The organism is Endozoicomonas sp. 8E (genome assembly GCF_032883915.1).
Classification (GTDB): Bacteria; Pseudomonadota; Gammaproteobacteria; order Pseudomonadales; family Endozoicomonadaceae; genus Endozoicomonas_A.
Map to the genome: position 1 here is coordinate 2,456,111 of NZ_CP120717.1, position 25,723 is coordinate 2,481,833.

Sequence of the window (25,723 nt, forward strand, 5' to 3'; positions counted from 1 at the left end):
AGTGTGGAAAGTGGTTTCTTACAGGTGTTAATTGGTAGCCCAATCAGAAAGAAACCGGTATGTATCCTTTTATACCGGTTGCTTTTGGGTGGCTATGAAGAGGTCATCCACTGGTTTCTGATATTAAAGTTCGTCGCGGGGATTTTTATTGTCACCCCAATCTTCATCAAGTTCGAAATCCTTAATCACAGCCTCAATATCAAGATTGTCCTCAGGATCAGCCTTGGCTGCCAAGCTGTCATCAGGCGCTAAAGTCCCTGTGGTGGCCGGTGTGGAGGAAACAGCTGGAGTTGCTTCAGGCTCTGGCAGTGGGGTTGCCGCCATGGTGTCAGAAGCAACCGTTACTCCCGCAGTCACCACCAGCGTCTCACTGGTTGTTGATGTTGTAGTGGCCGGCGTTATTGGTACTTCAGTGGTTGTGGTTGCAGGAGTTACCAGTGCAGATTCAGTATTTTTCCATGTATCGTCTTTTTCGAGGTCGTCCATTTCAGCCGCTTGATCAGGCTCTTTCACCGAACGGGTCTCTGTGGGCTCAGAAAGCAGCCCTGCATCGGGAGTCATATACCACTCCTCATTACCATCAAGCTGATCGCCCATGGCTCCGGGCAGAAAGCTTGATTGAGAGGAGGGGTTATCATGGGCAGAAAGTTGCTTATCATCGCGCTTATGCCCTTCGAAGAAGGTACCCAGAGTGTAAGAGTAAGGCACACTCTCTGAATGGGAGAATGACCATTTGGGCACATTTTCTTTGAAGTATTTCTCCCAGCCATGCTCAAAGAGTTTTATGGTGCGATCACGGCGTTCACGGAACTGCAGATAATTTTCATGTCTCGTCCAGCCAAGCATCATGTTGCCCGCTTTGACACGATTTGCATACTCCCCGTCGCTTTCACCGGAGCGTTGAGGCGTGGCAATAGCCGTACGTTTCACATATTCATGATCCGATTCGCCGACGCCTCGCCAGCGATTAATTTTGTCAAGGCTTCGGCCCAGAGGGCCGCCAAGCCACTGAGTGAGCATCTTATTGTCGTTCATAAAGAAGTCGAAAGTGAGGCTCGACGCCAGGGCAAATCCGAATGTTTGAGCATAGGTAAAACCGGATATCAGCCCATGGGCGTAGGCTCCAACAGTGGCTACCGGACCCAGCACGAGGCCGGCGGTGGCAGAGGCCAGACTTTTCACTTTTTGTGGTGTCACCCGGTGCAGCAGCGGTACCTTCACCCCTCGCCCGGAACCCATGGATTTCACTATTTCGGGCACCAGACGGGAAATGCTGCGATACATATGGGGGTTGGCGTTGTGCTGCCGGGTAAACAGCATGGAGCCGGTTTTCAGCAGAATGACTGAAGAAGCGGCCTTGCCCAATGGCATGGCCAGCCCGCCCACTTCGGAGACTTGCTCAATTTGATTATGGTAAGCGTATTGGCCGGCTCGTTGAGAATCAACACTATAGCGTTGCAACCAGTGCTCGAAGGGTGTGATCATTCTGTGTGCGTAATCACCCCTGTTGGTCAGGTCCAGCAGATAGAGGAATGACATGTTTGAGAGTGACAGCCTGGCAGCCTGGCAGGCGGTATGGGCCACCAGTAGCGGTTTGTAGCTTGAGAAGTACCAGGTGACAGCCTGTACCAGGAAGGCTGAAGGTCTTACCCAGTATTCATTGAGCTGTTGCTCAACCGCTGCAGCATGAGCCTGCATCAATGTGCTGTTGATAATCTTGATCAGGTCTGACTCAGGCAGGTCAGCAATGTGGGCATAAGGTGTCAGGGTATCCTGTACATTAGCCAGAAATGCTGCCGTCTTACGGCCGTTTTCAAAGGCAATATCGTCAAGAACATAATTGGCAATGACCGCAGCCGCGTAATCTTTCATGCCGGCAACAGACTCTTTCATACCGGCTGGGCCGGAGCCGGTGACGGCCACAGGAGTAAAGGCACTGCGCATGAGTTCCTCTGCCCCCTTGTCGGACAGCATCTTTACAACCTTCTTGAACTCAGGCACTTTGACGCCCTGGTTGTAGCCAAGGAAGTGTTCAAACTCATCCACTGTCTGATAACCATCGACACCTCTGACGGCCTTTATGTAGTTCTCAAGTTCAACCTTGCTGATCAGACCTTCACGCAGGAGTGTTATGATCTTGTTACCACTGGCAGAATGGATCTCGAAGTATTCCGAGAAGCTTTTCAGGTGCCCTGATTCATGTTCGACGAAGTAAATGGCTGTTTCACCCATGCCGTTAATGATTTCGTCGTAATATTTAGCGCCTCTTCCTATCTCATTCCTGGCCCTGTACGCCAGAATCTGGACTTGTTCAATGACGGTCTGAGGCTGACCTCTTTCAGGCTCGAAAGGAGGAGGGGGGGAGGGGAACTCCGTCCTGAGGTTCTTGAAGACTTCCACCATCCGACTGGCCTGATCAAACGTCAGATCTTGTCCGGCCATTGCCTGTAAGCGAATGGGTGCAAACTCATCGTCAAAATCGAATGTCGCAAGGCAAGGTATTGCCTTTCTGCTCTTTTCTGAAGAGGCTGCCAGGCCTATTGCGGCTTCCAGAGCTTGTTTCCTGAGAGAGTGCTGCTGAGTGAAATCGTGCAAATCGGCCAGAACTTTTACCTGTCTCGGTGTGTACTGGAAGGGGCCGCCGTCGTTTTCGGCGGCTTGCTCTGCAGTCTTCAGGTTCTCCTTCATTCTCTCAATGTCTGCTTTCCTGGTTTCTATCTCACCTTCCAGGCGGGCCTGTTCCTGAATCAGTCGCTGGATCCTGCCGCCAGTGCCATCTTCCCCGCCCAGTTGCAGCTGTTTTTTTCTCAAGGCACTGATCCGCTGTTCACTGGTCTCAGAAGCCTCTGGTTTAAGACCCACAGCTTTTTCAGTGGCCTCAAGAGCCGTTTTGTGATGTTCCGTCAGAGCGGTTTCTGCCTTTGATAAAGCATCACTTTTCTGCTTCAGGGCCAGATTCAGCAGCTCTATCTCGTTCTCAATCGCCTCATTTTTTCGATCCAGATCCTCTTGTACAGCGAGTCCGCGAGCCACTGCCGATACATCGTTCCCGATCAAACATTTCAGGGAATCCCGTTTCTCGATATCAGTAGAGTCTGATTCAGAACCTGTGGCTTTGTCAGTGGCTTCAATATCCGCTTTATGAGCCTCCGGAACTTTCACTGCTTCTGATTCAGCGTCACTTTTCTGCTCCGGGGTTTGCTTCAGGTCTGTCTGCTTAAGGTCTGTACTCTGCGATTCAAATTCGTTCTCATATTCGGTTTTAACCTTTTGTTCGATGCCACCGGCTTTGTTAATCTCCTCTTTTTTACGATCCACAGCCTCTTGTGCAAGCGCCTTTTGATGCCGTGCAGATTCTATGTCCATGCCTTTTCTGTCGTGCATACTCAGGAATTCCGTGACCTGAGTGTATTTTTTTCTGGTTAAAGGCAGTTCACCTAATGCTTCATCGACTTCATTGATTTCGTCCCAGCCACGATTATTTGCGTAGGCTGTAATAGCAAAATAATCAGCATGTTTCGGTAATCTGAGGTGATCTTTTATCTGAATGTTCAGGTTTTTTGTGGCAGCTTCCAGTTTATCAATGATTTCATCTCGTCTTTCTGCACCGTCTCTCTGCATAAAGTGGCTGATGTCGTCTACTCGTTCTTCAGGGGTTTGCTTGTCACCTGCAGGCAGACCCAGTTCGGTCTGTATTTTTTCCATTGCCTGATTGAGAGCGCTGTTATCTTCATCCGAGATAGGTTCAATGCCATCGCGATTTACAAGCACTAATTGTTTGCGACGAAGATCATTCAGTTTGCGATGAGCACCTGCCAGCTCAGTGTTAGCTCTTTCTATGACTTGCCTGGCTGTGCCGACATCACGTTCAAGAACGTATCGGGGTTTAGGTCCAAGGCGGCCCAATTGCCTGTCAAGCTCATCTTCAATGGCTGCGACACGCTCATCAACTTCAGGCTGATCTGCATTCATCACTTCGCGATCCAGTTGCTGGATCAGTTGCTGGAGTTTGCCATTAATCAGCTCGATCTGGTCGTGGATAGCGGCATCATCTCTATACTCCTTAATGTTGAGTTGATGAGCCAAAATATTGTTCCGGGTTCTTTTGGCAGCTTCATCCTCATAGCTTTTGTGTATTCCATCCATCATCATGTGAAGTTCGGCACCCAGAGCATACATCCGGTTAGACAGGCTGACATCGTTTTCAAACGCTAACTGCAGATCACCGGCCAGCTCAGCAGTGAAAGCCTCGCGTCTTTTATTAGCCGCAGGGTTTTTCTGAGGGTTGATATCCAGCATTTTCTCAACAGCAGTAAGATAATTAAGCTGTTGTTCTCTGGCTCGCAGATCGGATTCTTCGACTCGAGAGGTTAGATGCTCACGAAGCCTGTCGAGCCGTATATCTCCTTTTTCCGGATCCTCCAGCGTCGTGTCGTCCGTGAGGATCTTAACCATCTCGTCCAGCTGGTTTTCTGATATATCATCGCCATCAAGCTTTGAACGAACCGTTTCAAGTCTTGCTTTTTTGCCAGCATATTTGTCGATTTCGAGGTGGAATATTTCTTCCATTGCGTCCAGTATGTTCAGGGCCTCTTCCTCTGACCTTTTTCCGGCTTCCATGATGTAGGTCTTTATGTCATCAGAAATAGCCTCGCGCCGAAGATAAGCGTCTTCCCCTCCACCTGGGAGAATCATCTTCATGGCATTTTCCACGGCACTCAGTTTCTCAAGTACTTCAGGCTTGGCTTTGGGATGGCCCGGAGTTCTGATGTCTTCCAGTTCTCGTTCCAGTTCTGCAAGTCTGGAGAGCTTTTCATAGACGGTTGACTCCAGAGTGACGCGGTCGTCCTCATTCAGCTTAATACCAAGAACCGCTCCCAGAGCACCTTTTTTGGCCTCGGTGTAAGAATTCTCTGAATCCTGTCGATCAGCCTGAGTTCTACGAAGCAGCCATTCCTGATGCTCTTCTACTGCCGAAAGTCTTTGAATCAGGTACTGTTTTGAATCCTCTATCATCTTGATTTTTTTAAGCAGGCATTCTTGCTGATCGTCAATATCTGCATTGCTATCAAAATCCTGAATGTTCAGATGTGCGGCAATGGTTGCATAGCGGGCTTTGACGTCAGCGACTCCTTTCGAATCTTTTCTGATGTTCTGTTGCAGAAAGCGTTCTCGATCGATCTGAGCTGCCTGCTGCTTCAGGTGCTGCTGAATGACTCGGGAACGGACTTCCGGATCTTTTTCGTTATCTGAGACCAGACCGAGCTTAAGTTCAATATTTGTCAGTCTTTTTCGCATTAAAGTATCGGCCAGTTCGGTCTGCTGTTGCCGATACTCTTGCATGTGTTGCTGAATGAACTGAAAGCGGGTAATCAGATCGTTTCCATTGTTTGGAGCAAGATTGAGCTCTCTCTCAATGTCCGTCATTTTTGCGCTTACAGCTTCTTCCCGAGTTTGTCCTGTTTCGGTAACCGAACTTTTGATTTCAAGAATTTTCTCATTGATAAGTCTGATTTGTTCTTCCAGTGGCTTGCTATCATCCCAGTTATCAATACCAAGCTCGTTTGCCAGTTGGATGTTGTAATCGTCTATGGCTGCTGATACTGAAACATGAATTTCTTTTGCCAATGTTGGAATTCGATCGATTTCCTGCTCAAGAATCGTTGTCTCTTTTTTCTGCTTTTCCAGATTCTGTCGATGCTCAAGATGTTGCTGAATGGCCTGGTGACGGGCCTTCAGGTCATCTTTGTTATCCGGGATCAGCCCGAGTTGATCTTCTATAGTAACCAGTGCCCCTTCTTCAGCCAGTTCTGCCCGTTGCTTCATGTAATGTTGTATGTACGCAAAGCGGGCACCCAGATCGTTTTCATCTTCCGGAGTAATACCTAACACGCCTTCAATCACCGCCAGTTTTGCCTCAGGAGCTTCTTCATGAGACTCTCCTGTTGCAGCAAATGTTGCGGCCACCGCCAGGTTCATTGTGTGAATTTTTTTTATGATGAGGCTGACTTGTTCTTCGGATGGCTGGGTATCATCCCAGTTGTCAATACCCAGTTCTGCTGCCAGTTGAGTGTTGTAATCTTTTATGGCCTCTTCCCTGGCATGACTAACTTGTTGTTCCAGCTCTGGAATTCGTTTGACTTCCTGCTTAAGTTGATCTGAATGCTCTTGCAGCTGTTCAATCATTTCACGATTCTCTGCAAGCTGACTCTCAACTTTTTGCTTGAGTTGAACGGCTTTGAGTTTTTCCTCCTCACTGATAGCGGCTTTCTCCGACAGGAGTTCCAGCTGGTTTGTCATCTGGGTCAGCTTACTCTCTATGGCCATATGCTTTGCCAGCTTCATTTCCCTCTGAACCATTTGGTTGGAGATGTCGCTCAAGACTTTGGAAGCAAACTCTTCATTGTGGGTTAAAGCACTGAGCATTGATTCGTCGGCGGTGAGTACATTACTCATAATACCCTTAACAAAACTCTTAATGATCAGATGGTCTCTAAGTACGGGTTTGAAGCTGAAGTGTCTTGCAAGTTGAATCTGCACCCAGGTTGGCGTGATGACAGACGAAGCAACTCTGACTTGTTCCATTGAGAAGTCAAATTCATCTGCTGGAGCCGCTGCAGCGGCGCTGGCCAGTGCCTGCTGGAGATATTCGTAGCGTGAAAGTGCTCGAAATGCCTGCCGATCTTCGTCTGTATAGGTCGCCGGTTGATCTTTGTTAGCGCCAGTAGAGTCCGTCGCTACAAGCTCCTCCAGCAGTGCCATCTGCCTGCTTCGAATGGCGTACTGGTAGCTTCCGACCTTATGTTTATTGACCACTGTTGCTGCAGGAGCGGGTTGATTACCCTCAGCTTCTATCCAGAGTTTATGGAGGTTTTCTACAAAAGCGACATCTTGCGGATTCAGCCTCTGGCCATGGAAAACAATCACTCCCTCCGAAGCTTCTGATACTTCCAGCCTCGGATAGCCCGCAGGCACAGGATAAACCTCTGTGTCATCCTCGGCGTGTACAACGTAGCCAACGGGTTTGCTGTGTGTCAGGAGTTCATTAAGAGCCTGCTGTTGTAAATCCTCTTCCAGAACATGAACCTGAATATAGGCAGAGGCGGCCGCTGCCAGGAGAGCATCGTCATTGACAAAGAGTGATTGACCCAGACGATGCAGTTCAGGGGGCTGACCGCTCGAAGCGACAAGACGCATGAAGGTACGCCCATTGACCTCAACTTTTTCTACTTCTATGGTGGCAAGGGCAAGATAGTGATCACTTGAGCCGAGGTTTCCTGCTCTGTCATTGGCAGCGTCCAGCACATCAGCCAGTTGTATGGGGGTAGCGATTTTCGTTGACGGTTCCAGTGATTTGATGCCATGCAACTGCCATCCTTTTCGAATAATCTCCACTGAATCCTGATCGGTCATTCCGCCTCTGACTTCAATGAGCAGTTCGTTTTCTTCAAGGTTATGGGTGATCCTGAAGACGCCCTCATTACCCGCCTTCAGGACTTTGGTGTATTTCCTGGCAACGTTATTCTCGTCTGTCTCAAACTGATCAACACTGGAAACTGTGCAACGAGTATTATAAAAAACTTCTGAAAAGCTTATGGAAGGATAGAGAAAATCCTCATTTACTGCAGGCTCATAAGGATAGGTGGTTGTAATGGATCTGGGTATTGGCTGTTGGTCATCACCTAAAGATGGCTGAACCCTGACCACACTCTGAGTAAACTCCAAATGTCCGTTGCCCAGAATATCGGCAGATTTTGTCTGCAGCTTGCGATCGGCCAGTGCCTGAGTGCCAGTAATGGAAGAGCAGATTGTAAAGGTCACAGCAAGGCTTAGTGCATTGGGGTGAGTATTTGTCATTCTAATACCTCAGAGCAGAGTACTTCTAATACTGAGAAAAGTGACTTCCATACCAGGCAAGGATGCAACTTCCAGTAGCTCATGGCTGTCCCGGTAAGCGGCTGAGAGAATTTGTAAGTACCCAAAACTTTTAGCAGTTAAATGGAGAGCTGCAAGTTCAAGTGTCTAAATATCCAAAAGTCTGGCCAATGAGCAGGTAAAGATATAAGACCTGTTGCAGCTTTTTTAGAAGATCATTATTGGGGAGGTCTGATGGGAGCCAGTCACCGTTTCTTGTGTTCTCTGAGCAACGAACTGCGAAACAGGAATCCCCGTCGTTTGGAGGGTGTCAAAAGGGATGTGGTATCCAGCTGGTGTTTCTTGTTTTCGTGCTTGATCCAAAGGATGACAGGCACGGCAATTCTATTGTTCCAGTGCCGTGACTCTTGCCTCAAGGCTCATAATGACTGTTGTGTATGGTTTGTTGTTTGAGCGTAGCTGACAAAAACGAGTCAATAGTGAAATAAATTTCCTGTAAACAGGAGCCGTGTACGAGGTCCGTTCGCACGGTTCTGCAGGTAGGCTGAGGCGAGAACCTCAGCCTACCTGCAGAGCCACTCAGAATCAGGCCGCAGCTGCGGTAGCAATGTACTGATTCCTTAACTCTTCGATCTTCTGCAGATAGCCGTTGTATTCAGGGGAACCGTCGTGTGAGTAGTTGAGGTTCTTGAGCAGGCCGGTCAGCTTGACGAAGTAGTCACGGGCAACTTCTTTATCCTTGAAGGCATACTGCTGACTGATCAGGCTCACAACCAGCTCGAAGCAGGCCTGCTGGCGACTCAGTGGGCAACTGCTGTCGACGTCATCAAAGGCGTCCTGCTGCAGGTAAACCATATCCAGGAAGAAAGACTTCTGGAATGTAACGTAATCTTCCAGGGTAATACCTTCTTCACCGGTCACCTGCATCATCTGGTTAATGCTATCACCTTTGACAAGCAGAGCCTGCATTTCCTTGACGGTATCTACCCAGTCAGCGGACAGGTTTTTGCTGTACCATTCGGACAACTGATCAAGGTAGCGGGACCAGGAGATCAAAGGGTCAATAGCAGGGTAGAAACGCTTGTAGGCGCGATCATACGACAGCCCCAGGAAAGTTTTGACCGTACTCAGAGTAGCCTGGGTGACAGGCTCCTCGAAGTTACCACCGGCAGGGGATACAGAGCCTACCAGAGTCAGGGAACCTTCGTCTCCTTCTTCGTTACGAATCACACCACAACGCTCGTATACACCTTTAATGGCGGAGTCCATGTAAGCAGGGAAACCTTCTTCACCCGGAATCTCTTCCAGACGGTTGGAGGTCTCACGCATGGCCTGGGCCCAGCGGGAAGTAGAGTCTGCCAGAGCGAGAACGTTGTATCCCATCTGACGATAGTACTCTCCCAGTGTCAGACCCGTATAGATAGATGCTTCACGGGCGGCTACCGGCATCGACGATGTATTACATATAATGACGGTGCGGTCGATGAGAGAGCCGCCTGTTGTTGGATCTTGCAGGTGTGGGAATTCTTCAATGGTTTCCACTACCTCACCGGCACGCTCACCACAGGCCGTTACGATGACGATGTCGGCATCGCAGTAACGGGAGAAGGAGTGCTGGAGTACGGTTTTTCCGGAACCGAATGGACCGGGGATACAACCGGTGCCACCACGGGCAATGGGGAAGAAGGTATCCACGATTCTCTGGGTAGTCACCAGGGGAGTATCAGGATACCGACGTTCAGTTTTACCTTTTCTGGACAGGGTTTCAGAAATGGAGTGACGCACTGGCCACTTCTGAACCATCGTCAGGTTGATCTCGTCACCCATCTGATTGCGCACTTTGGCAACAACGGTATCAACGCTGAAGGAGCCTTCCTGAATCCAGATCACTTCCACTTCACCTTCGGTGTTGAAAGGAATCATGATTTTGTGGGTAAAGCGACCTTCCGGGACCGTACCAAAGGTTTCACCCGCGTGAAGTTTATCACCAATCTTGGCCACGGCTGTGAATGCCCATGTCTGACTGCGATCAAGCGCATCAATCTGAACACCACGCTGCAGGAATTTGCCATGCAGAGAGGCCAGCCTTTCCAGAGGGTTCTGCAGACCATCGTAGATCATGGAAAGAATGCCGGGACCCAGTTCCAGAGAGAGCAGGTGCCCCGTCTGGATGATGGCATCGCCTACCGCGACACCCCGGGTGTCTTCGTAAACCTGAATGTCCGCGATATCACCGCGAACCCTCAGGACCTCAGCCATCAGTTGCTCTTCCACCTGTTCATTAGAACGACGGCTGGGCATTACGTAGACGACTTCGTTTTTGGTCAGTGGCTTACTGCCCAGGCTCTTGATGGTGAGGATATCACCCATTACGGCAACGACTTGGGCAGAGGCTCCGTGGGCCAGTGCCTGCTGTTCCGGTTCTGTGTTTGTCTGTTCACTCATTGGAGTTTTCCAAATGCTGTTTACTGCTTGCCACAACGACGCAGTCCTCAGGCATTAAAGAGGGGCTGTATCTTTTCATGGCTGCTTAATCAGGCTGTCCCCGACTCTGGTTCCCGACCAGATAACGGATTGACAAATTCGCCCAGTGCCAGGTCGGTCAATTCGTTAAAACGTTCCACTGCCTGGTCGCCGTCGTAGGCTGTCCAGCGGGCGACCAGGTTCCAGCGCAGCAGGTAGATCACAACCGCTTCGAAGTCGAAGCTGTGCTGTCTGCCAGCGTCGTCCAGTCGGCGCCACACGGCTTCCAGCAGGGTTTTCTCCAGTGTGAGATAGTCCCGCTTGTGCAGACAATCAATAGCCTGTGGAATCCATGGGAAGGCATGCTGAAGGCCCAGTGTCGGATTACTCCAGTTACGACGTATGTAGGCATAGCGGGTACCGAAGCTCCACTGGGGATCACCCGGTGCCTGCTTGCCCTGCATTTTACGACGCAGTGCTGCCATGACCGTTCTCATGTCCAGCCGCCAGTTGATCAGATCACGCAGAGTCTGGCTGGGAAGTTCTCCATGCAGGCGAGCTGCCAGTTTGATCAGGGCTGCCTCGTCTACATCTTCACCCAGGTGGCTCCAGTGCATAAGCTGCTCGACCTTGATCAGGGTATCCTTGTCTTCCTGATTCAACATGGAGAGGCGTCGATCCAGTTGCAGACGAGAGATCGGAGTGATCTTGCTGTCAAACAGTGAATCGATGTGAGGCAGCGAAGTCACCAGGGTGTAATAGGCGTTTTCTGCCATTTCATTCTCCCAAAAAGTCCGGCTTTTTCAGTCTTGACTGTCAACTTCCGACTCTTAACTCATTATTTGACGATGCCTTCGAGCAGCGCCCGGAAACGAGGCTGAAGGTGTCTCAGTAAGACAGCAGTGACGGTATTGTCGCTCAGCTCTACTTCGATCTCCTTGTCCTGAAGACGGAATTTGATACCGCTCTGACTGGTCTGGCCTACCGAGAAAGTCACGCCTTCCTGAAGCATTTCAGCAGCCTGACCGGTGACAAAGTCCAACAGGGGACCTTTTTTAACCAGGTCCGGGTTTTTGCGCAGCTCATCAACACCGATGACCTTTCGAGGCAGGACCACTTCCAGATTTTTCTCGCCATGCAGGTTATTTTCGCCTGCCACTTCAAGAATCATCTGCTTGAGCACTTCTTCTTTCTCCAGGGAACCGCTGACCAGGGCGCTGATCTGTCCGGAGAATTTTTCCAACAGGTAATCTTTCAGTTCCAGAACGGCATTACGCTCCGCGAGTTGAAGGGCTTCCTGACCGGATTGGGTGATAAAGTCCGCCTCTTCACGGGCTTTGCTGACAATCATGTCGGCTTTAGCCTGGGCTTCCCGGATCAGTTCGGCGGCATGGGTCTGGGCCTCGCTGACAATCCGGTCAGCCTGGTCACGACCATCCTGTACGCCCTGATTGCGCAGTTTTTCGATCAGCTCCTGGACGCCAACAGAGACGTTCTGGCCGCCAGGATTCATTGCTGCTGTCATAATTTATTCCTCTAGTTAACTGTCCACCGTCTATTGTCTAGAGTCTACTGATCAGGCCGTGATCTGCTGACCCAGTACCAGAGCAAATACGAATGCGAATACCGAAAAGCCTTCAACAATTGCAGCAGGCGCGATGGACAGACCAAAGACTTCCGGTTTGTTCTTGGAGGCATTGATACAAGCGGCAACCGCCTGACCCTGATAGATAGCAGAGTACATCAGGGCAATACCGGTCAGTAGACCAATACCCAGCAGGCCCGGGGCGCTGTTATCGGAAACACCGATACCGCTGAGGGTGAACATTATTACAATGCCGTATATAACCTGAGATGAAGGCATTGCTGACAGACCGATAAATTTGCCGTAACCACTTTCAACATCCAGCATGGCTCCACAGGCCGCCTGGCCAGCGACTGAACAGCCAATGGCTGAACCCACTGCCCCCAGTGCAACCGGTGCAAATACGCCTATCCAGCCCAGGGCCAAGATCAGATTTTCCATGTTTAATCCTCTTGTTTTCTAAAAGATTTAAATGGGTAGCCCTCGTCGGACAGACCCCAGTTAACGAATTCAATCACGTTGAGACGCATGCCATGTACGACACCGCTCATGATGCAAAGGGCAAAGTTGAGTATGTGTCCCAGCAGCAGGATAAGGCCGCTGAACAGCACGCCAATGACCGGACTGGAATCCAGGGCATCCATAGCCAGAGTGTTGAAGGTCATCGCCAGGGAAGCACCGGAAAGACCCAGGGCAAACAGACGCATGTAGCTCAGCACGTCACCGAAAGCGGAGGTGATGTTATAAATACCTTTCAGGCCGTCCAGACCTCTGAGACAAAGGCTGCCGATGGAGCGAACCGGACGGGTGCTGGTAAACAGGAACACCAGCAGAGCACCTGCGATCAGGCCAGCAGGTCCAACCTTGTCGGCAAAAACAGTCGGCAGTGTATCGGTCGTGCCCAGCCACATTGACAAACCCGAGGCCATAATGATTGCCCAGCCAACCGGGGCGAGCGCATGGCTGCTACCCCGGTTGACCACTGCCGTCATGATGTTGGCAATGATCAAATGTGTCACACCGACAAAGACTGACAGTTTCATCATGGCGCTGTAGTCGTTCAGGTCAACGACGGCCAGATGACCGAGAATCCCTGCCGATTCCGGCGCCACACCAAAGTAACTGCCAATCAGAACACCCCAGACAACACCGGCTGCTGACATGAAGTAAGCCAGATTCATCAGACGTGAACCGGCCTCGGTTTTTTTCAGGTTCTTGCGGAACATAAACACGATGCCACCAAACAGCAGGCTGTACATGGCGTCACTCATGATCATGGCGAAGAACAGCGAAAACGAGTAAAAGACCAGATTGCCCGGGTCCCAGGTACGATAGTTGGGTGTCTGGAAGAAGCCCAATGCATCCGAGCCACCCCCAATGCTGTCGGATTTATCCAGCAGGGTAGGCGGATTGTCTTCTTCAGAGGGCTCCTCTAAGATGGCCGCAACGCCGTTTTCCAGACAGAATGCCTCCACAGCTTTTTTCTCCGATACCGCTACCCAGCCCTGAACCAGGAAGAAGGTTCCCTCATCCTGAGTGCCACTGCTGGCTTCTTCCAGGGCTGCCTGATCCTGTCTGGCTGCCACCGTCTGACCCAGCAGATAGTGCCAGCGGGTCAGAGCTTCGCGCTCAGCCAACTGTTCTTCCAGCAGATGCTCAGACTCTTCCAGTTCCATTTCAAGTCTTGAAAGAGGTACCATACCGACATGGGAGCGAGGCACTGGCAGAAGGTCTTCTGCCGGTTCACTGGTAGAAATGACAATCACATAGGCCTGGCGATGATCCCTGTGAATTTCCTCCCAGGGCAGGTCATTTTCCTTCAGTACTTCGGAGAGAGCTTCCATTTCACCGATAGGAACGACATAAAACCAGAAGCGCTGGCCATTCAGGTCGGACAGACTGGGCAAGCTGAACTCACCCCACTGACGCACTTCACGGATTCGCTCAACCAATTTGTCACGGGCATCGGACACTTCCCGAACAGAGGCCTTGTTGTCCAAAACCTCGGCAACGACCTGATCAATGCAGACATGGTTTTTGTCTTTGAGCTGTCGACGTATACGTGGTGAGCGCTCCAGCCAGGCTATAGCTTCACTGGCCTGTGCCGGTTGCATGCGCAGGCTTTGATCCACGGTGTTATCGGACAGTGGAATCAGGTGCATGCATCCCAGAGTCTGGAGCCCCTGAAGAATCCTGGTTTTGTCTTCCCCGGGCCCGTAAAGGGTAATTTTATTCAGTTGCTTAATGGCCATTGACGTCTGCCTCACCTGATTCCAGTTCACGGGCTCTGGCCAACCTGGCTTCCTGAGCCAACACTTTACCCTTGGAGAGCTTAGCGTTCATGACGTTGGCACGATCCTGGTCAGACAGGTAGATCTGGATTTTCTGGATACTCTCGCGGGTTTGCGGAATCAGTACCTTGGAAAACAGATTTACCCTCTGGGATGTTGTCCGGGTAGCTTTGTCGAGCTCTTTATGACGCAACTCGCGCACCTGGTACTCAATGCGCAGGCGCACCATCTGCTGAAGCAGTTCAACCAGAAAGTCGACCCAAACCGGCTTGGCGAGGTCACTGTAGGCTTTCAGGCTAATGGCGATGTTCTCTACCCTGGGTACTGCTGTACCCACGATGTTCTCATCGATCAACGTGACCCTGTTTACCTTGACCAATCCTTCCAGAGGCACGTCCTCCCGGGCCAGCATCGGGAGCTGTTCCCTGACCAGACGCTCAATGTCCGCCAGATGAGACCGGGTTTCTGCCAGCGCTTCTTCAGCCTTTTTCCGTTCAACCATCAACTGTTGGCGCTTCAACTCCAGTGCCGGCAGATAACGGTTGTAGGTCTTGAGGCTGCGCTTCTCTTTGTTCAGCGAGCTTTTATTGAGGGCTACCTTGGCCATGATTTAAGTCTCTGCCGCTGCTGTTTCCGAGCCTGGCTTTTCAGTGGCCCTGGCGGATTCTTTGGCTTCGGCAAGACCAGGCCAGTACTTGTCCAGCAGGCTCTGTTTCAGCAGGGTTTCTTCGGGTTCAAAACATTCAGCCAGTGTCTGCCAGCAAAGATCCAGAGCTTCTTCCAGACCCATCCGGGCTTCAAGAAGCATGAAGCGACTTTTGAATTTTTCACCGAAGGCAATCGCTTTCAGGTCATAGCTGGACAGTTCAAAGGCCATGGCCTGTTTCTGCTGGGCATTCACAGAGTCAGAGTAGAAACGGATCATGGTGTTCATGATGTGAGGATGGTCGTCCCGGGTTTCTTTGCCCTGAATCATCTGTTTCAAACGCGACAGGGAACCGAACGGGTCAATGACGCCATTGTGCAGGTAGAACTGACCTTCGGTGATGTAACCGGTGTTATCCGGAACCGGGTGAGTGACATCGTTGCCCGGCATGGTGGTTACCGCGAGGATGGTGACAGAGCCGGCACCCTTGTAATCACAGGCTTTCTCATAACGCTTGGCCAGCTGGGAGTAAAGGTCACCCATGTAACCCCGGTTAGCCGGGATCTTGTCCATGGCTACGCCGATCTCTTTCATGGCATCAGCGTAGGAGGTCATGTCGGTTAGCAGAACCAGAACCTTCTTGCTTTCGTTTACGGCAAAGTGTTCTGCCACTGCCAGAGCCATATCGGGCGTCAGAAGACGTTCAACCGTAGGATCAGAGGCCTGGTTGGTAAACATGACGGTACGGGAAGATACACCGGCTTCTTCAAAGGTTGTGCGGAAGAAGTGGTAATCATCGAAGATCAGGCCCATGCCAGCAAACACGACCACGTCAGCTTCAGCCTGAATGGCAATACGAGCGAGGAACCGGTTGTAAGGTTCACCTGCAACCGAGAAAATGGGGATCTTCTGCGATTCAACCAGGGTGTTGAATACGTCAATCATTGGAACATTGGTTCGTACCATTCTTGACGCCAGTACACGACGGACAGGGTTTACCGACGGGCCGTCGATTTCAACCTTGGGGTCTTGCTCCAGAGCCGGACCACCATCAATGGGTTCACCGGCACCGTTGAAAATGCGGCCCAGGATGTTGGGAGAATAGGTGGCCTTCATAGGCTCACCCAGGAAGCAGACGGAGGCATCAGTAGACAGGCCCTTGGTGCCGGCAAAGACCTGCAGGGAAACTTCTTCATGATCGATCTTGATGATCTGGGCCAGGGAATAAACCTGTCCGTTTTGTTCGATCATCGCCAGATCGCCATAGCTGGCCCGGGCATTGCCTGCAGTCAGGTTAGGCACTTGAACGCGAATCAAGTCACCAACAATGCTGAGAATGTTGGTGTATCGCAATAGACTCTGGGGCATTGCTGCTCCTCTATACGGCTTGGGAACTGAAAAATCGGGACGATTGACCGGAAAGCCGGAACTTAATCACCATGTGCCTCTCTTAAACTTAAAAAAGAAACTCATGGTCATGGTGGTTCAGGTCAGGATCAAAGAACCTCCGGTTAATCATAGGTTATCTGTCGCCTATAAAATTGAAGGGCGGCGATCAGGTATAACCGGGCTGCTGAAGGTTTTGGAGTGAAAGCTCCGCACTCTCTGCAGCAGCCTGGATGCATTGTAAAATTTACTCAATAGTAGACAATTCCGGACGTTTCAGTCTCCAGACTTTGTCAGGGTCACTCTTGGCGCAATAAATATCTCTCTTCGATCGCCGCCGTTTTGCTCTGACTGGTCAGGCTCCCAGTGTAGCCACCATAACGGCCTTGATGGTGTGCATACGGTTTTCTGCCTGATCAAAAACGATAGAGTGTTCAGACTCAAAAACATCTTCCGTTACTTCCAGGCCCGACATGCCGTATTTACTGGCAATCTCACGGCCAATAGTCGTTTCATCGTTATGGAAAGCAGGCAGGCAATGCAGGAATCGGACGTCAGGATTGCCCGTTTTTTCAAGCATAGAGGCATTTACCTGATAGGGCGTCATCAGGCGTACACGTTCATCCCAGGCTGCTACTGGTTCACCCATGGAGACCCAGACATCGGTATAGATAAAGTCACATTCACGTACCGCTTCTTCTGCAGACTGGGTAACGGTGATTCTGGCTCCGGATGTTTCTGCCAATGGCTGGCAGTGTTCGAGCAGTTCCGGGGCAGGTGTATAACCTTCTGGTGCGGCAATTCTGAAGTCAACGCCCATTTTGGCACAACCTACCAGAAGTGAGTTCGCCACATTGTTCCGGCCATCACCAACATAACAGAGCTTAAGTTTGCTCAGGGGGCGCCCTTTGCCATGTTCCAGCATGGTCAGAAAATCTGCCAGAATCTGAGTCGGGTGCCAGTCATCGGTCAGGCCATTCCAAACGGGGACGCCTGAGTATTCTGCCAGTTCTTCAACATGCTGTTGGGAGTGGCCACGGAATTCAATACCATCGTACATTCTTCCCAGAACCCTGGCGGTGTCTTTCACAGATTCTTTACTGCCCATCTGTGAGCCGCCGGAAATGTAAGTCACATTGGCACCCTGGTCAAAGCTGGCTACTTCAAAGGCACAGCGGGTTCGGGTGGACGCTTTTTCAAAAATCAATGCGATGTTGCGACCCTGAAGAAAACGGGGCTCGTTACCGCTTTTCTTGGCCTGCTTCAGTTGAGCTGACAGGTCGAGCAGCGAAGCAATATCCTCTTTAGTGAAATCAAGCAGTTTCAGGAAAGAGCGGTTGGGCAGTCTGAAATCCATCATTTTACTCTTGCTTTTTGGTAGGCGCATGGTTGCATGCTATATGCACTGGTCGTATCTTCCGGTGGCACTCCAGACGTACAGGTACGCGATTCCGGGAGGCCATAGAGTATATGCGCAAAAACCGGATGACACTACGTAGAATTACTATTGATGTTACTGCTCATAGTAAATGCGGCTCTCGTAATCAGTAAGTACTTACGTTATGTTTTTCATTTGAAAGCGCTTCTAAACTTTGGTTCTGCATCTCGAAACACCATGTCTGGCATCAATTTAACCCCTTGTTTGTAAGGTTTTTCGGTTTGATTGAACTTATTAAATTTAGAGTCAGAGACCGTTGTATAGCACGCTCTGCAGGTTCGAAAATCAGAAGAGTAAGAATGAATAACCTATGCTGAAGTAGCTCCATGTTCTACTGACCCCATGTAGCTCTTAGTACTTGCTATCAATGTGGTTTATGTGCTTAAAAAAGATTTAAATGATTAAAACCCAGCGATATAGTTGGGTTTTAATCATCTACTGGCATTAAAGCCCAAGAGCTTCTATTTCTTCACGAGCAATATTGTGCACCACAAAATGCAGACTACCGCTATTATCGGTCAAACGCATCTGCAATGTATGTGCACTAGTTTCCAAAAACTCTCGAAGTGTCTGCTCAGGTACTCGAATCGCAAAGTTTTCATCAACTTCGGGCTCATCAACAAAGCTGATATGCGCCAGGCTATTTCGAGTGCCAGTGTTTGGGCTCGCCTGACTATCTACCAGGAGTACTTGACGATAATAATCCTTGTCCCAGGTTGAAAGCTGACTTAAACCAAAACGTACTACAAGATCATAACCTTGCGCCTCAATACGAACTTGCTCAAATGTTGGATGTGTTTCGATACTTTCAGAGTTTGGGCTGGAATAAGGAGTCTTTAGCTCATATTTGGCCACATACCAAAGGTGATCAGAAACAAACTCTCTCTCGCCATAATGAGACTCTCCGTGCTCATCGATCTTCAATCCAGTATGTGGGTCATCGAAGGTGTAGGTATCATCTTCTCCGTGGGGACCGGCAAAGAACTGGTTAATGCGAGGCCCAAGAATCGCCACGTCTTTCAATACAAAGTCTTTTGCATTGGCGTTGTGATAAATAAAATCGATACGATCTCTATCATCTAACGCCCGTCCACATTCATTCACATAAGTGTTGTTACTTGTCCAACTGTCGTCCTGGTGTGCTGGCCAGGTAGCACCCATATGAGTAACAGGATCAGGGTAGATTGCTCTATAGCTATCAGTCAGGCCAGCATCTCGAATCATCCGGTGTGTTAAGAAGTCATGTACAGTACCGCTATGGTCGTACATATGCGCAGTTTCTTCCGTCCAGTCCAAGCCACTCGCTTCATTAAAATCCCCGCCCAAGATAACAGCAGTACCTTTTTCCAGATAAGGCTCAAGGTTGTTCAGCATGTATTCAGTCTGAGCAGGGCGATCGGACTTTCTGTTTAGAGCTTCAAGCTCACTGCTGTCCTGAACCGGAATACAGTTCTCACGAGCATTCCAGGTAACACCGTTACCGCCCCGGGCATCGTAAACATGATAATTCGTAAAGTCGAGATGATTGCTCCACACAACCACGTCACGGCCGTTTATATCCAAAACAGCACCAAGGTTATTGTTGTTGGTATCTGTTATGCGATGATCATAGACTTTCTTAATGGGATGTTTACTTAACAAGGCGGCACTGGTCCCCTTACCCTGCCAAAGGTACATTCCAAGGTCTGCAGCCAATCGGGCGTTTACCCCCTTAGATTCTTGTAAGAAGAGAATATCTGGAGATTGAGCTTTAAACTCTGCGACTGCGATATCGTAAGAGTTCGTGTTATTCCAATTAGTTTTCAGACTGTGCCAGACATTACTTGTCACCACAGTCAAACTTGTTGTATAGCCCGGCTTCGTATTATTGTCATCACTGTCTGATTCTTTGTCACAACCGGTTAGCAATGCGGTCACCAGGATAGTTGAAGCTATGAGTTTTAGTGTCACTTTTTAAGTTCCATTTTGTAATAAAACGAAACAATGATAAAAGTCATTTCTTACAACTATAAGAACCAGGTGGCTAGTTTTTCTTTGTAAATCAATTAGATAATTTAATGATTGCGTGTCTCGTAATGCCCAAGTTAGAGCACAAGAAATTAGTGTTGAAGCCAGACTGGCTGATTCACCGATTTTTTCCCGTTGACGTAAGTAAAGTCAGAAACCGGTAACATCAGGCTTTCCATAGAGACGATTACAGCGGCGATGGGTAGAGGCGGTCTTCAATGATATCTCCGGTAGAGGCATTTACTACCAGTCTTTTCTTATAGCGGCTTTCATCCAGATAATAAATTTCCCGGACCGGCTGTTTTTTCCAGCGAGCCAGCCGGGTTTTCAGGATTACCATGCTCTTGTGAGTATCTCTGGCCTTTGTCAAGACCTGATTCAGGGACACCAGCTTACCCTGAGGTTTCATTGTGTAGTTGTATTCGTCAATGATCATACCAGTATAGGCATCAAGCGTCGTAGACCAGCGCTTGTGTTTCTTGTCTATAAAGTCAACGATTTGAACCAGCTGGCCATTTTGCATGTCGGTCCTTGTTTTCAGAATGGCTACAACAGAATGCTTGCATTTGACTTTGGCTATGATTTTTTCCAGCAGCATAGGCGACTGCAATTGGGCAACTTCAATGATCTTGCCTGATCGGGCATCAACGACTGCACGCTGGTTTCTGTTTATACTGTCGGTGAAGTCTATGACTCTGACCTTGCGTTTGTCTTCTTCAGTCATGCGTACATTCTGAATGATCACCTCACCGTACTTCTTTCGAATCTGACTGATGATCTGTTCCAATGGCAGCAGGTGGTTAGCTTCCACAGGTGTTGGCGATTCGGCCTTGCCGCCAGTCACTATTATTAACGACATGGTCAGCGACAGGATCAAGGCCAGAGAGGAACAGGACAGGAATTGTCTGTACATAACACAGTACCTGCGTTTTATATTGCAGATGCGAAGCCGCAGAAGGGAACTCATGCAAACTGGAACATAAAACCGAATTATGAATTTAGATGTTTTCGAAAGAGCTGTTTTGCTGAATGGTGCTGTTTTCAGTCAAACTAATTGAAGCCATATACCAGGAGGCTGACCGAGAATAGCGCCCGTCTAGGCGACCCCGTCTAGGCGACCCCGTCTAGGCGACCCCGTAGCGAGGACGGCAGAAAACCGGATTTTCAGACCAATTTGTTGCCGCCGCACGACTGCATGGATGCAGGAGCTAGAGCAACGCAGGAGCAGTTGCCGACGACTGCATGGATGCAGGAGCTAGAGCAACGCAGGAGCAGTTGCCGACGACTGCATGGATGCAGGAGCTAGAGCAACGCAGGAGCAGTTGCCGACGACTGCATGGATGCAGGAGCTAGAGCAACGCAGGAGCAGTTGCCGCGTAGGCCAGTCTATTCTCGGTCAGCCTCCTAGCTGTTAATGTAGATTTGAATGGTTGGAATGCAAGCCTGAGTTTTCTCCAATATTAACTGACCCTCGCCTGATAAAGGCTGCCCAAAACTCTGACAACTTCTCCCCTCGCTTCAGAGGCTGTCGCAAACGCCCAACAACTCGTTCCCACGCTCTGAGGGTGTCGCAAAACTCTCTCCAGCGTGGGAACGAGTTGACTCCCGACGTTCCCGCCTTCGCGGGAATGACGACCTCAGAGCATGGGAACCCATACCCATCTCGCGCTGCAGAGTAGGCTTTTCAGGGAATGCATACCTCCCCTGAAAACCGGATTCTGAAAACAGTGGTGGCTTATGGGGCCCGTGTTTTGCGACAGCCTCGATAGCGCGGGTAGTGTCAGTCTTGATAAGCTTTGCGGACTTCTTCGGCAATAACAGTGATACCACGCTCTACGGTTTCATTATCGCGTGAGTAAGTCATCCTCAGACATTCATGCTTGTGTTGCCAGTCATCATCCATGCCCGGGAAGAAATAGTGGCCTGAGACGACCAGAACGTTGCGTTTTTTCAGTCGCTCGTATAGTTCCTGACTGCTGATGGGCAGTCCTTCAAACCAGAGCCACAGGAACATGGCACCTTCCGGTTTGTGTATCTTCCAGTTCACTCCATTGAGATGCTTATGCAATAGAGAAACGGCAAACCTGACCTTGTCTTCATAGTAAGGACGAATCACATTTTTACTGAGATCTATGATGCTGTCGTCACGGATCATATCCAGCACAATCAGACTGCCAAAGCTGTTGGGAGCCAGATTCATGATGGCGTTAATACCAGACAATGCTTTGATAATCTGTTCGTTGGCAATGACGATGCCGGTTCTGGCTGCGGGCAGCCCAAGTTTGGAAAGGCTGAGGCAGAGAATGGTGTTCTCATTCCATTCCGGGTTGGCATCACTGAAGATCAGATTCGGGAACGGGGTGCCGTAGGCGCCGTCAATGATCAGAGGAATGTTATGGGCTCTGGCTATTTCGTCCAGCCGACTGACTTCCGAGTCGGTCAGGACATTGCCGGTTGGGTTGGTCGGGCGGGAAGCGCAGAGTGCACCGGTCCGTTCATCGACTTTCAGGCTGCTGAAATCAACATGGTATTTGAACATGTGGTTATCAATGATCCTGATTTCAGGCTTGTTAGCGATGAAGAAATTTTCACTCAGACCTGCATCACCGTAGCCAATATATTCAGGCGCCAGAGGTAACTGAATACAACGATGACTGCCATCATCATAATCACCGGCAAACATATTGAAGAGCATGAAAAATGCGGCCTGACTGCCGTTGCTCAGGGCAATGTTTTCCGGCCCCAGCTGCCAGCCAAACTGACGGTTCAGAAAGCGAGCCGTCTCAAGAATAAATTCTTTTTCTCCCTGGGGGGGGTCATAGGTCCCGATCAGACGGGTGAATTCGGATTGACTGTCTAGAATTTTCTGAAGTCGCTGACGAAAAGCCTCTTCCACTTCAGGAATATGGGCCGGATTTCCTCCACCCATCATGATCATATCCTGGCCGCCGGCCAGTGCATTTCCCAAGTCATCCATAAGTTGGAGAATGCCGGAATGACTGGTAAATTTCGTGCCAAATGTGGAAAGCTTCATGCTTGTCTCAGGTCAACATAAAATCGAAAGGCTTTTGCTCATTCGCAGTAAAGCCCAGGTAGGGTTATCCTGCTGAAGGCAGTATTGAGTGAAGATTGCCGTCAGGGTGCAAGACTGTAGCAAAAGTGCTTCGCTTTGCCGATAAGGCATTTAAAAGAGGCTCAAAACTCTGATTTGCTGCCCGTGGACTGCCTTTTTTTGCCACTTTTTGCCTTGTTTCAGCTTTGTCCGCTACTTGTGCGATAGTCCAGGTGCTTGCGGACACTCGAGTCGTTTGAATCGCAGCGTTCTTATACCAGGAAATATCACGGCAGTTTAACTGAGATTGTGCTTTTGTGCATAAGATATTTTATGCGCTCCCCGCCGCCGTCCTGCTCATCGTTTGACGTGGGGCGGGGTTCTGGCGAACTGTTTGCAAGCTACTCGTGTACAGGATCTTCTGCTATAGCATTCATTTTGATAAGAGGCTCACTTTGGAGAGAACGTTTACTTTTGTACCTGATGTAGCTGATAGCAATGCCCGCACCGACAAGGGCAACTCCGGTACTGACTATCAGTGCGGTTTGCCAGTCGTGCATACCTGACGAGTCGAGCCTTTTCTTGTCGTCCGAAAACTTAAGACCTGCCGGAGTTGAATTGTTGTTGGTTGGCTGTATTTGTGTCACGAGGCTTTGTGAATGGGTGGTCAGGCTGCTGGCTGGTGATGAATCTGGATGTTCTCTGGTGCTGTTACCCTCAGTATTTATGTGTTTGGAAATTTTATCTCTGCTATGGTTACTGCGTTTGCCGGAAGGGGTTGGTGAAGTCGGCGGTGATGTGCCATTGAAATTTTTGTGTGAACTTGCCGTTATTGACTCTAAAGCAGACTCACTTCTGAGGGATAAGCCAGAGGTCACTGGTTTCTCTGCCCGGGAGCTCAGATCGGGTGTTGTGACAGAATGCGTTGCAGACTCTCTGAAACTGCGCTCATAGCCTGTTTCTGTAGGCTTTTCTGAAAAGCGACGGCTGTCTGAAGAGGGCGTGCCAGAAAAGTGATCTCTGCCCTTGATGGAGTCTGATGGCTCGGTGAGCCCCGCTGTTGGAACGACGAACCCTCCGGGGCAGGAAGTAATCCCGTCAGAAAATACAAGGCCACCGATGATATTAGTATGTTCAAGCTGGTAGCAGGGATCATTACCTATGCTATTAAACTGGTTGTTTCTGTCGCCCGACAGTGTGACAGGCAGTGTCAGATCGTTCCGGCGTTCTATGGACACCAGCCCGCCAAGAAGCCGGTTTGATTTCAATACCAGCTTTTGATAACCGGTCAAAGACAAGGCTGCCTGATAACCCTGGATAAGATTGCCCGTCATATCGACGGTCAGAGGGGCCTGCCAGTTTTCACTGCTCTGGCCCGGGCCATCAATGCTGATGCCTCTTGTATCCCCGTCATCCACTTCTGTTGTCACAAACTCATTGTTAGCAATGCTGACTTTAACGTGTTCGGGAAGAGCCAGGTTCATAGCCCTTGGCGTATTCCCAAGGATGTAATTATCCTTGAATTCCAGAGCCCGAATAAATTCAGGTTTGGGTGTGGCATCCCGGTAGATAAGGTCAATATCCACAGCCGTTTCAACGGGGTTGAGATTTCCTTTGTTGTAGCAGGAATAGACCTGATTGTCCGAAAAGCCAATCAGGGTTCTGTTTCCGAAGAGTGCTGAATTTACGCTTTCCGATTCATCGGCAAGAGCAAGGCTGATGGCTGGTTTAAGGATTTGAAAGAACTCATTTCTGAAAATATTGGCCATGAAGTCATTAGCCGGAACTTCCACGGACTTCAGGTTCAACTCTCCTTTCAGCATCTCAGTGTAAACGTCGTGGCTGGCAGTAGTGATAATCTTCGAACTAGCTCCGCAATGTTTGCCAGCATCTTCCCTGAAGGTGTCTAGTGCAGGTAACGTGGTCAAACCTGTGATCAGGATGCCTGCACCGTTAAAGTTAATCAGCTCACCTTTGAAAAAAATTTTGTGGCTTTGAGTGTGGCTGCGTCCACCGTACCAGCCATTGCTGCAAGAATGTTTGTACTCAATTTTTCTCTTCAGGGCAGCAAAATAGCCGTCTGCCAATGAACCGTTACTGCGGTCCAGTGGCACCCCGATGAGCATCTGCCCTGCTTTTAAATTGATGGTTTTTCTGATCTGGAAGTGTTGAAGCCAGTTATCGGGCAGGACTGAAGGTAGATCGTCGTGTTTACCGGCAATGACCGGCCGTTTCGAAGCGCAGTCTTCACCAGCGGAAACAGGTTCTGACTTCATGCCAACACCCACCAGAAAAAATGCGGTGTTGGTGGTCTCTTCCCATGGTTTGTCAGAATTGAACTCATCAATGCTTTCGTCGAGATAGTTGGTTTTGCTTTCGTCGGGATAGCTTTTTTCGGTCGGGGTATAGATAACACACCGGTCAATGGATTGTCTGGTCCTGGCAGAGACTTGCCTGAGTGCCTTTACAGTTGCCTGTTTCATGGCTTCTGAGGTGAGCAGGTCCAGGTTTACGATGCGCCCTGAGCACAACTCGGAAAGTTCCAGGTCGCCGGTTGCGACAGTGGTTTGAGGTTGGGTGGCACTGTAAGTGGGGCTCGAGGTTGCTGCAGTGGTGGGGAAAGCTGGGGAGGATTCAGCAAATAAGACCGTTATAAAAGTAATAATGCAGAGAGACAGTAAGTATTTCATGGCGTCCTCATTACACAATAAGTGTCGTAAAACAAAAACGGTTAGTACAGGCAATCATTCATGCCGAAAAATGGCTGCTCAATATCAAGCAGGTACTATTGTTTTTGTTAGATAATGTTTTTATTTGCTAAGGGAGTATAGTCGGTGTTATCCATTGGTAGGATTTTTTGAAAATTGATCGAAATATTGATGCAAATCCATTTTCTTCAGCGGCGAGTCGTTGACAGCGAAACCTTGTCTGTATCCTGCCTCATGATTTGACTGGAGGCAGGGTATTCCGGTGGACTGTA

14 protein-coding genes are annotated in these 25,723 nt (G+C 49.6%); all 14 read right to left on the bottom strand.

Features of this window, described 5'->3' with window-relative positions:
- Nucleotides 1-123: 123 nt before the first annotated feature.
- Complete coding sequence (locus P6910_RS08230) at nt 124-7,857, bottom strand: hypothetical protein (protein WP_317145789.1); 7,734 nt, start codon at nt 7,855-7,857, stop codon at nt 124-126.
- 603 nt (nt 7,858-8,460) lie between these two features.
- Complete coding sequence (locus P6910_RS08235) at nt 8,461-10,320, bottom strand: V-type ATP synthase subunit A (protein ID WP_317145790.1); 1,860 nt, start codon at nt 10,318-10,320, stop codon at nt 8,461-8,463.
- Between the two features lie 89 nt (nt 10,321-10,409).
- Complete coding sequence (locus tag P6910_RS08240; protein ID WP_317145791.1) at nt 10,410-11,114, bottom strand: DUF2764 family protein; 705 nt, start codon at nt 11,112-11,114, stop codon at nt 10,410-10,412.
- A gap of 62 nt (nt 11,115-11,176) precedes the next feature.
- Nucleotides 11,177-11,863, bottom strand: a complete 687-nt coding sequence (locus tag P6910_RS08245; protein WP_317145792.1) for a hypothetical protein — start codon at nt 11,861-11,863, stop codon at nt 11,177-11,179.
- Nucleotides 11,864-11,914: 51 nt separating this feature from the next.
- Entirely contained in the window at nt 11,915-12,364 is a 450-nt protein-coding gene (locus tag P6910_RS08250) for an ATP synthase subunit C (protein ID WP_317145793.1), read from the bottom strand.
- A gap of 2 nt (nt 12,365-12,366) precedes the next feature.
- The gene (locus tag P6910_RS08255) at nt 12,367-14,175 is read right to left on the bottom strand and encodes a V-type ATP synthase subunit I (protein WP_317145794.1); all 1,809 of its coding nucleotides are present in this window, start codon (nt 14,173-14,175) and stop codon (nt 12,367-12,369) included.
- Nucleotides 14,165-14,821: a V-type ATP synthase subunit D gene (locus tag P6910_RS08260; protein ID WP_317145795.1), complete on the bottom strand. Its 657-nt coding sequence runs from the start codon at nt 14,819-14,821 to the stop codon at nt 14,165-14,167. The genes P6910_RS08255 and P6910_RS08260 overlap by 11 nt, the downstream gene beginning before the upstream one ends.
- 3 nt (nt 14,822-14,824) lie before the next feature.
- Nucleotides 14,825-16,228, bottom strand: a complete 1,404-nt coding sequence (locus P6910_RS08265) for a V-type ATP synthase subunit B (RefSeq protein ID WP_317145796.1) — start codon at nt 16,226-16,228, stop codon at nt 14,825-14,827.
- A 373-nt stretch (nt 16,229-16,601) separates the two neighbouring features.
- Nucleotides 16,602-17,603, bottom strand: a complete 1,002-nt coding sequence (gene argF / locus P6910_RS08270; RefSeq protein WP_317146522.1) for an ornithine carbamoyltransferase — start codon at nt 17,601-17,603, stop codon at nt 16,602-16,604.
- A gap of 525 nt (nt 17,604-18,128) precedes the next feature.
- Nucleotides 18,129-19,634, bottom strand: a complete 1,506-nt coding sequence (locus tag P6910_RS08275) for an endonuclease/exonuclease/phosphatase family protein (RefSeq protein WP_317145797.1) — start codon at nt 19,632-19,634, stop codon at nt 18,129-18,131.
- Nucleotides 19,635-19,878: 244 nt separating this feature from the next.
- Complete coding sequence (locus P6910_RS08280) at nt 19,879-20,604, bottom strand: PepSY domain-containing protein (protein WP_317145798.1); 726 nt, start codon at nt 20,602-20,604, stop codon at nt 19,879-19,881.
- A 605-nt stretch (nt 20,605-21,209) separates the two neighbouring features.
- A complete protein-coding gene (locus P6910_RS08285) occupies nt 21,210-21,506 on the bottom strand; it encodes a hypothetical protein (protein ID WP_317145799.1) in 297 nt (98 codons plus the stop codon).
- On the bottom strand, nt 21,472-22,725 hold the full coding sequence (locus tag P6910_RS08290; protein WP_317145800.1) for a valine--pyruvate transaminase: 1,254 nt from the start codon (nt 22,723-22,725) through the stop codon (nt 21,472-21,474). Before P6910_RS08290 ends, P6910_RS08285 begins: the two co-directional genes overlap by 35 nt.
- Nucleotides 22,726-23,144: 419 nt before the next feature.
- Entirely contained in the window at nt 23,145-25,433 is a 2,289-nt protein-coding gene (locus tag P6910_RS08295; protein ID WP_317145801.1) for a hypothetical protein, read from the bottom strand.
- Nucleotides 25,434-25,723: the final 290 nt, after the last annotated feature.